The organism is Patulibacter sp. (genome assembly GCF_030655195.1).
Lineage (GTDB): Bacteria > Actinomycetota > Thermoleophilia > Solirubrobacterales > Solirubrobacteraceae > Patulibacter.
Window position 1 is genome coordinate 1 of the sequence record NZ_JAURWA010000076.1, and the last position, 2827, is coordinate 2827.

General features: G+C 74.5%; 2 protein-coding genes and 1 pseudogene. 2 read left to right on the forward strand and 1 reads right to left on the reverse strand.

The features are described from left to right. A pseudogene (locus Q7T67_RS08140) lies at nt 1–382 on the reverse strand (hypothetical protein); the annotation flags it as partial. Between the two features lie 130 nt (nt 383–512). Between Q7T67_RS08140 and Q7T67_RS08145 the strand changes: the two are divergent. Together Q7T67_RS08145 and Q7T67_RS08150 are read left to right on the forward strand one after the other, a co-directional pair. Continuing rightward, nucleotides 513–2573: a nucleoside-diphosphate sugar epimerase/dehydratase gene (locus Q7T67_RS08145; protein ID WP_304787880.1), complete on the forward strand. Its 2061-nt coding sequence runs from the start codon at nt 513–515 to the stop codon at nt 2571–2573. After that, on the forward strand, nt 2570–2827 hold a 258-nt coding region (locus tag Q7T67_RS08150), incomplete at its 3' end, for a hypothetical protein (RefSeq protein ID WP_304787882.1). The genes Q7T67_RS08145 and Q7T67_RS08150, both read left to right, overlap by 4 nt.

A 2827-nucleotide genomic window follows, 5' to 3' on the forward strand; every position in this document is an offset into this window, starting at 1 on the left:
CCGGCCGCGGACGCCGGGGCACGGGCCGCACCGCCTCGCGACGACCCGACGGGCCGCGGCCGACGACGCCGCCCCGGCGGACGACGCGGGTCGTGGCGTCGTCGAAGGCGTCGTGCGATCCGTCGCCCCGCCCGTGGGCGACGCGGGTGACCGACTCGTCGAAGGCGTCGTGCGGTCCGTCGCCCCGCAGGTGGGTCACGCGGGTGGCGGCCTCGTCGTCGGGGGCCCCGCGGTGATCGTCGCGCCGGGCGTCCACGATGCGCGTCGGGGCATCGTCCGGGACCCCGCCGAGGGTGCCGGGGCCGTCCTCCCGGCGGATGGCACGGGTGGCGTCGTCGTCGCGGGCGGGACGCGGGGCGGGCTGGCGGGGGACGCGGTCCACGGACCCGATGGTGACGGTCCGGGGGCCCGCCGTGCGGAAGACCTCATGCAGGTCCCCGCGAGACGGCCCGACGGCGGTCGTCCGGACCCCCCGCGGACCGCCTGCACCACCCCGTGCGAGAATCCGGCGGATGCGCCGACGGCCCGCCGCGCTGCACTTCCATCGACTCGCGCCCCTGCAGGCGCTGGTCGACTTCGTGCTGGCCGCAGGGGCCTTCTGGCTCGGTTTCCGCGTGCGCTTCGACCTCGAGAAGGTCAGCGACCGCTACTCGAACCTCTTCAACCACACGTGGTTCATCTTCGCCGGGTGCGTGGTCCTCGCCGTCTGGGCGTTCGGCGGCTACCACCGGCGCTGGCGCTATGCGGACGTCCGCGACCTCTCCCGGGCCGCACAGGGCGTGGTCGTCGGCCTCATGGTGTTCGTCGGCGTCAACTACCTCGTGCGTCCCGTACCGCGGTTCGCCTCGACGGACTCCGGGGTCCTCGCCGTCCCGTACGGGATGCTCGCCGTCGCGCTGATCGCCGGCGTCGGCCTGCTCGTCGGCGTGCGGGTCGTCGTCCGTGCGGCCTCCGAGCGCCGGCTGTCGTTCCGCTTCGGTCGCGGGGAGGGCAAGGCCACGCTGATCGTCGGGGCGGGCGACGGCGGTCGCCTGGTGCTGCGCGAGATGCGCCGCAACCCGCAGCTCGGCCTGGTGCCCGTCGGCTTCGTCGACGACGACCCGGCCAAGCAGCGCACGCGCGTGGAAGGGGTGCGCGTCCACGGCCGGATCGACGACCTGGGGCGCGTGATCGAGGAGCTCGAGCCCGACGAGATCCTCATCGCCATCCCGTCCGCCCCGGGGACGCTGCGCGCCGACGTCCTGCGCGCCGGCCGGCGCCGCGGCGTCCCGGTCCGCACGCTGCCGACGGTCTTCGAGCTGCTGCAGGGCGAGGGCGGCGGCAAGGTCGTCCAGCAGGTCCGCGAGGTCCGGGTGGAGGACGTCCTGGGGCGCGACCCCGTCGTCATGGAGCTCGACCGGGTCGGCGCCTACCTGAAGGACGAGGTCGTGCTCGTCACGGGTGCGGGCGGGTCGATCGGGTCCGAGCTCTGCCGCCAGATCGCCCGCGTCGGCCCGAGGCGCCTCGTGATCCTCGACCACGCCGAGGACAACCTCTTCGCGATCGAGCGCGAGCTGCTCGACGACCGCCAGGTCCCCGAGGGCGCGGTGGCCTCGGTGATCGCCGACGTCAAGGAGGGCGACCGCATCCGCGAGGTCCTGGCCGAGCACCGGCCGACGACGGTCTTCCACGCCGCGGCCTACAAGCACGTCGGCCTGATGGAGGCCAACCCGGTGGAGGCGGTCCGCAACAACTCGATCGCCACGCGGCTCCTGACCCGCCTGTGCGGCGAGGCGGGGGTCGGCCGCTTCGTCCTCGTGTCGACCGACAAGGCCGTCACGCCCGCGACGGTGATGGGGGCGAGCAAGGCGATGGCCGAGCTCGCCGTCGAGAGCGCCGCGCAGCGCTGGCCCGACACGCGGTTCTCGTGCGTGCGCTTCGGCAACGTCCTGGGCTCCAGCGGCTCGGTCGTCCCGATCTTCCAGCGCCAGATCGCCCGCGGCGGACCGGTCACGGTGACCGACGCCGGCATGACCCGGTACTTCATGACGATCCCGGAGGCGGTGCAGCTGGTCATCCAGGCCGGGTCGCTGGGCCGCACCGGCGAGATCCTCGTCCTCGACATGGGCGAGCCCGTCGGGATCATGCAGCTGGCGAAGGACATGATCGAGCTGTCGGGCCTGAAGGCCGGCGAGGACATCGCGATCGAGATCGTCGGCGCCCGCGCGGGCGAGAAGCTGCACGAGGAGCTCTTCAACCCGTTCGAGACGCCGCGGCCGACCGACGCGGAGCGGATCAGCCGCGCCGAGCGCACCCTGTTCCCGCCCGCCACGGTCGAGACGATGTTCGACGAGATCGCGCTGCTGGTGCTGGAGGGCGACGCCCACGGGGTGGCCACGAAGGTCGCCGAGCTCCAGCGCGTCCACCGGGCCGCGGAGACCGCGACGCCGGACCTCGGCGCCGCGCCGCGGGGTGCCGCCGGCGCGCTCCCGACCGACGACGACGGGGGCCGTCCGGGGCCAGACTCCCCGGCGGCGGCCCGGTCGACGGGTGGACTCGATCCCGGCGCCAGCGCCTACACTGGTCCGCTATGACCTTTGGGGTCCCTGCGCTGGCAGCCGGTTTCGCCAGCAAATTCGACGAGATCGGGCCGTACATCGGCTTCGGTTCGCTGGTCGCCGTGGTCGCCATGGCCGTCCTCGTGTTCGCGCAGGGACGCGAGCTCCAGCGCCTGCGCGAATGGGCCGGCACGTCGCCCGAGCGCCTCGACGCGCTCGAGCAGGAGGTCCGCGACGGGCAGGCCGCGCGCCTGGCCCAGCCGGCCCCGCGTCCGGGCTTCGCGACGCCC